This window comes from Bacillus sonorensis NBRC 101234 = KCTC 13918, assembly GCF_001592005.1.
In the GTDB taxonomy this organism is placed as follows: Bacteria; Bacillota; Bacilli; order Bacillales; family Bacillaceae; genus Bacillus; species Bacillus sonorensis.
This window is the reverse complement of the sequence record NZ_BCVZ01000014.1, coordinates 101,688-107,818: the sequence shown is the minus strand read 5'-3', so window position 1 is coordinate 107,818 and position 6,131 is coordinate 101,688. Positions and strand designations below refer to the sequence as shown.

The following is a 6,131-nucleotide window of genomic DNA, read 5'->3' as shown; positions in this document are numbered from 1 at the left end:
GAGCACATCAGTTCATATATCGAATGGACGGACGGCCAACCGATTGATCAAGGACCTGTCGAAGGTGAAGTCGAGCTGACGCCGATCCAGCGCTGGTTCTTCGAACGCCGCTTTACAAACGAGCATCACTGGAACCAGTCGGTCATGCTTCATGCGCCGTCAGGATTTGATCCTGATCTTGTTGAACAAACGCTGGAACAATTAACTCGGCATCATGATGCATTGCGCATGGTGTACAGGCGGGAAAACGGCCGCGTGATTCAATATAACCGCGGCGTGAATGAAAAGGCTTTTGCCTTCAGAATTGTCAATCTTCAATATGTCGCCGACATTGAAACGGAAATCGCCGCCCAAGCGGAGCGATTACAGGCAAGCCTTGATATCGGAGCAGGGCCGTTAATAAAGGCGGAGCAGTATCGGACAGCCGAAGGGGATCATTTGCTGATCGTCATTCACCATTTAGTCATTGACGGTGTGTCATGGAGGATATTGCTCGAAGATTTTGCATCCGGTTATCAGCAAGCCGGACAGCAGAAGGAGATTGTCTTCCCTGACAAAACCAATTCGTTTAAAGATTGGGCCCGGGAGCTTGAATCTTATGCCCAATCCGAACCGTTCCTTAAGACATGCACCTATTGGCGCGAGCTTGAAAAAGAGCTTGTGCCTGAATTGCCGAAAGACCGCGCCGTCGCTGAAAGAAAAATCAAAGACTCGGCTGCTGTTTCGTTCGAACTGAGTGAAGCTGAAACGCGGCTGCTTTTGACGGATGTCCATAAGCCATATGGAACGGATATCAATGATATTCTGCTGTCCGCCCTCAGTCTGATGATCAGGGAATGGACGAATGATCCGGAGGTCTGCATCAATATGGAAGGGCACGGAAGGGAAGAAATCATGCCGCATATGAATATTTCGAGAACAGTGGGATGGTTTACCGCGCAATATCCGGTTGTTCTAAAAGGCGCTGAAACGGGAGGCTTGCCTGAAACGATTAAAACCGTCAAGGAAAGCCTCCGCCAAATTCCTGATAAGGGAATCGGCTACGGCATCCTTCGCTATTTAACAAACCGGCAAACAGCCGCTATTGATTTCTCAATCAAGCCTGAGATCAGCTTTAACTACCTTGGGCAGATTGACAGTGACATACAGACGGAATGTTTCGGTCTGTCCCCATATGATATGGGACGACAGGTTTCAGTAGAGTCGGAAGCCCTTTACGCCCTAAGCTTCAGCGGCATCATCAGCAAAGAAAAGCTGATCATGTCATGCTCCTTTAATACGAGGGAGTTTGACAGACAGACCGTGCAGGAAAGAATCGAACGGTTTAAGCATTATCTGCTTGTATTGATTGACCATTGCACGGCTAAAGAAGAACGTGAATTCACGCCAAGCGACTTCAGCGCCGGCGATCTGGAAATGGAAGAGATGGGAGACCTGTTTGACGTACTAGAAGAAAATTTGAAATAAGCATCTGCAGGATTCACCCGCTGATCAAGCGGGTGAACCTCTTGAAAGGGGGAACCAGCCATGAGCCAGTTTAAGAAAGAGCATGTGCAGGATATTTATTATTTATCTCCGATGCAGGAAGGGATGCTGTTCCATACCCTTCTTCATCCGGGACAAAGCTTTTATATCGAACAGATCAGCATGCAGGTGAAAGGCTCTTTTCAAAAAGATCTATTAGAAAAAAGCATGAACGTGATCATTGACAGGTATGACATCTTCAGGACCGTTTTCGTTCATGAAAAAATGAAACGGCCGGTGCAAGTCGTCTTAAAAGAAAGGTCTTTTCAAGTAGAGGAGGCCGATTTATCGGGGCTTCCCGAACTACAGCAGAAAAAACATATCGAAGATTATAAACAAAAGGATAAAATAAAAGGTTTTAACCTATCAAAAGACATCCCGATGCGAACCGCCATTTTCAAAACGGGAGCGGATACGTATGAATGGGTGTGGAGCTATCACCACATCCTCCTTGACGGATGGTGTTTCGGCGTTGTCGTTCAGGAACTGTTTCAAGTCTACAATGCACTCCGGGAAAACAAGCCGTACCAGCTAAACCCGGTCAAGCCTTATAAAGAATATATCAAATGGCTCGAAAAACAGGATAAACAAAAATCACTGGCATATTGGGAAGAATATTTAGACGGCTTTGAAGGACAGACGACATTCAGCGAACAGCGCAACAGAACAAATCAAAACGGGCATCGGCCCGAAGAGCTGCTGTTTACATTGCCAAAAGAGGAAACAGCAGCTTTCGCACAGCTCGCAAAAACGCACCATACCACGCTGAGCACGGCGCTTCAGGCAGTATGGTCGGTGCTTTTAAGCCGCTATCAGCGCTCCAGGGATTTAATCTTCGGAACGGTTGTCTCAGGGCGTCCGGCTGCCATTAAAGGTGTGGAGCATATGGTCGGCTTATTTATCAATGTTGTTCCCAAACGGGTCACATTTGACGGGCAAACGAGCTTTACGGAGCTGATCGCCGGCCTGCAGAAGCAATCGCTCGAATCCGAACCGCATCAGTATGTACCGCTGTACGACATACAAAGCAAAACTGCATCGCCGGATTTAATCGATCATATCATCGTGTTTGAAAATTATCCGCTTCAGGAGGCGAACAAACAGCAGGAGGAAGAGAATCCCGGCTTTTCAATGGGCGATGTCAGCGTTTTTGAAAAATCGAATTATGATTTGAATCTGCTTGCATCACCCGGTGAAGAAATGCTGTTCAAGCTGGCGTACAATCGGAATGTCTATGATCCGGAATTCATCGGCCGCTTAAAAGAGCAGCTCATTGAAGCGATCAGCCAGATTGTCAAACATCCGGACCAGCCGCTTGACGAGATTTCCATCGTTCCGGAAAAAGAAAGAAAGCGTCTGCTGTTTGACTTTAATCCCCAGGCGGATGGAGCAAAAGCAGGACTGGCCATTCCGCAATGGTTTGAGCACTATGCCTTATCAATGCCGGATAAACCGGCCGTGTCAGCCGAAGGCAGCACGCTTACATATCGCAGATTGAATGAACAGGCCAACAGACTGGCCCGTGTCCTGCGGAAAAAACAGTTTGGCCGGGGCGATGTCGCCGCACTCTTGTTCCGCCGCTCTCCGGATATGGTGATCGCCATTCTCGCCGTTTTAAAAGCGGGAGGGGCATATTTGCCGATTGACCCGGAATATCCGGAGGACCGCATTCGATATATGCTTGAAGACAGCGGTGCCGTGTGCCTGCTGACCGAGGAGAAGCTCGCCGGACAGGGTGCGTCTTTTTCAAAAGAAACGGTGTTGATCAATGATCCCGCCGTTTCCGATGAAAGCGGGGAAAACCTTGAGACGGACGTTCACCCTGATGATCTCGCGTATGTCATGTATACATCGGGCACGACCGGAAAACCGAAGGGCAATCTGACAACCCACGCCAACATTACAAGGGTCGTCAAACAGACGAATTATATTGATATTTCCCAGGAGGACACCTTGCTGTCTCTCTCAAACTACGCTTTTGACGGATTTACGTTTGATTTATACGGTGCGCTCCTGAACGGGGGAAAACTGGTGATTGCCGCCAAGGAAACCATTCTTCATATTGGAAAGCTCACCGAAACGATTGAGAAAGAAAAGATTACGGTCATGTTTGTGACAACGGCGCTGTTTAATCTTCTCGTCGATGCCGGGACAAGTTGGATGAAAGGTCTGCGCAAAGTGCTGTTCGGAGGTGAGCGTTCTTCCGTCAGCCATGTCAGAAAGGCGCTCGCTGAGATGGGGCCGGGCAAGCTCATCCATGTGTACGGTCCGACGGAAACGACCGTGTTTGCGACATTTTATCCTGTTGACAATGTAAGCGGCACAGCCGTTTCCATACCGATTGGCAAGCCATTGAATCAGACTTCGGCTTTCATTCTGACAGAACATGACCAGCTTCAGCCGCTGGGAGCGGTCGGCGAACTGTGCCTGAGCGGAGCCGGGGTATCGCGCGGATACTTGAACAAGCCTGATCTGACAGCGGAAAAGTTTGTCCGGCATCCGTTTATTCCGGGAGAAAATATGTACCGCACGGGCGATCTGGCCCGCTGGCTGCCTGACGGCAATATCGATTTTATCGGACGCGTTGATGATCAGGTGAAAATTCGCGGACACCGGATCGAGCTCGGCGAGATTGAAGAACAGCTTCTCCAGTGCGCCGGCGTGAAAGAAGCCGTTGTCCTTGCCAGACGGAACGGGAGCGGTGATGCCGCCCTCGCCGCTTATGTCGTCCCTATGGCGAAAGCCGCCGTCACGGAAGAATCGCTTCGCGGCCGTTTGGCTGAAAAGCTTCCGGCTTACATGGTTCCACCGGTATATATCATGCTGGATGAGCTGCCGCTGACACCGAACGGAAAAGTGAACCGCCGCCTTCTTCCGGAAGCAGGGGAGGAAGCGTCAGCAGGAACAGAGCTCAAGAAGCCGCGAAATGAAACGGAAGCAAAGCTTGGAAAAATGTGGTCAGAGGTGCTGGGCCGGGCCCATATCGGCATAGATGAGAACTTTTTCGAAATCGGGGGGCATTCATTGAAGGCGATGGCCGTCACTTCCCGGATCTTGAAGGAGCTCGGCGTGGAAGTTCCGGTGAACGTCATGTTTGAATCTCCGACGATAGCGGCAATCGCCGCTTATATAGACGGCGGCATGGCGAATAAAGCGGGAAAAACCGTGTTTAATCCGGAAGGCAGCCAAAATGTATTTGCTTTCCCGCCCGTTCTCGGGTACGGGATCATGTACGGCAAACTGGCCGAACAGCTGCGCGAATACAAGCTGTATGCTTTTGATTTTATCGAAAGCGAAGATCGGATCGGACGTTTTGCGGAAACGATCATGACGCTTCAGCCTGAAGGGCCGCTGACATTGCTCGGGTATTCCGCGGGATGCGGTCTTGCCTTTGAAGTGGCCCAGCAGCTTGAAAGAAGCGGCCGTAAAGTCGGCAAGCTGATCATGATCGATTCGTACATGAAAAACAATATCAGCGATTTGGAGGGCCGGACTGTCGAAGCTGACGTAGCCGCACTGCTTGAGGCGAACAAAGAAAATGAATACCTGCGGATCGAGGCCGTCGCAGAAGGCATCGCGAGAAAGCTGAAAGCATATTATTCGTACTTTGTCAGCTTGATCAATAACGGGCAGGTCAGCACGGATATCCATTTTATTAAATCAGAATATCAAAAACCGCTCCCTTCATGGCTTTCTTCCTGGAAAGAAGGAACACGGGCATCCTATCAAGAATATCAAGGTTATGGAAAACATGATGAAATGCTGGCTGAAGACTTCGTAAAACGCAATACGGAGATCATCAGACAGATTTTAAGCGAGCGGGCCGCTGCAGTAAACGGAGGTGTATGATATGAACGATTTAATAAAAGCTTTCGGACCGGCTTCAAACGATATGCAATTGATTTGTTTTCCATTTGCAGGAGGCTATTCCACATCATTCAGGCCGCTATATGAGCATTTAAAAGCGGACTGCGATATGCTGGCGATCGAACCGCCCGGCCATGGGACAAATCAAATGGACCTAGTAGATGATTTTGAGACACTCGTCGGAATGTATCAAACAGCACTTGAGCCAAAGCTCACACGCCCGTTTGTGTTGTTTGGCTACAGCATGGGAGGGATGGTCGCCTATAGAATGGCGCAGAAACTTGAAAAGGCAGGGATATACCCGAAAGCCGTCATCATTTCGGCGATTCAGCCGCCGGATATAAAGCGGAAAAAGGTTTCCCACTATGATGATGATGCCTTTCTTGACCATATCATCCAGCTGGGGGGAATGCCTGATGAGCTTGTAAGAAACAGGGAGGTGATGGATTATTTCCTCCCATCCTTCAGAGCAGACTACCGTGCGCTGGAGTCGTTTCTCCATACCGATCATACGCTTGTCAGCTCGCCTGTTTATATATTGAACGGGGACAAGGATGAAAAATGTATGCAGGACGCTCACGGCTGGAAAAAGTGGGTGCGGGAAGCCGAGTTTCACTCTTTTGAAGGAGGCCATATGTTTCTCCTCTCGCAAACGGAACAGATATCCGCGCTTATCAGGTCGATCATCGCGGCCGCCGGCCAGCCTCAAAAATAAATCAGCAAAAAGCGGAAAATCGGCG

Annotated in this window: 3 protein-coding genes; all 3 read left to right on the top strand. The window is 49.5% G+C overall.

Annotated elements, in window-relative coordinates; translation table 11 throughout:
- Positions 1–1,467, top strand: a 1,467-nt coding sequence (locus BTR1S_RS15205; protein WP_082800494.1) for a condensation domain-containing protein, incomplete at its 5' end; no start/stop codon positions are given.
- A gap of 60 nt (positions 1,468–1,527) precedes the next feature.
- Positions 1,528–5,373: a non-ribosomal peptide synthetase gene (locus BTR1S_RS15200; protein WP_029418919.1), complete on the top strand. Its 3,846-nt coding sequence runs from the start codon at positions 1,528–1,530 to the stop codon at positions 5,371–5,373.
- Between the two features lies 1 nt (position 5,374).
- The gene (locus BTR1S_RS15195) at positions 5,375–6,106 is read left to right on the top strand and encodes a thioesterase II family protein (protein WP_029418920.1); all 732 of its coding nucleotides are present in this window, start codon (positions 5,375–5,377) and stop codon (positions 6,104–6,106) included.
- The last annotated feature ends 25 nt before the right edge of the window (positions 6,107–6,131 follow it).

Bases quoted from the DNA above. Each gene is read 5' to 3' on its own strand.
- BTR1S_RS15200 (WP_029418919.1), top strand. From the start codon at position 1,528: ATGAGCCAGTTTAAGAAAGAGCATGTGCAGGATATTTATTATTTATCT.
- BTR1S_RS15195 (WP_029418920.1), top strand. From the start codon at position 5,375: ATGAACGATTTAATAAAAGCTTTCGGACCGGCTTCAAACGATATGCAA.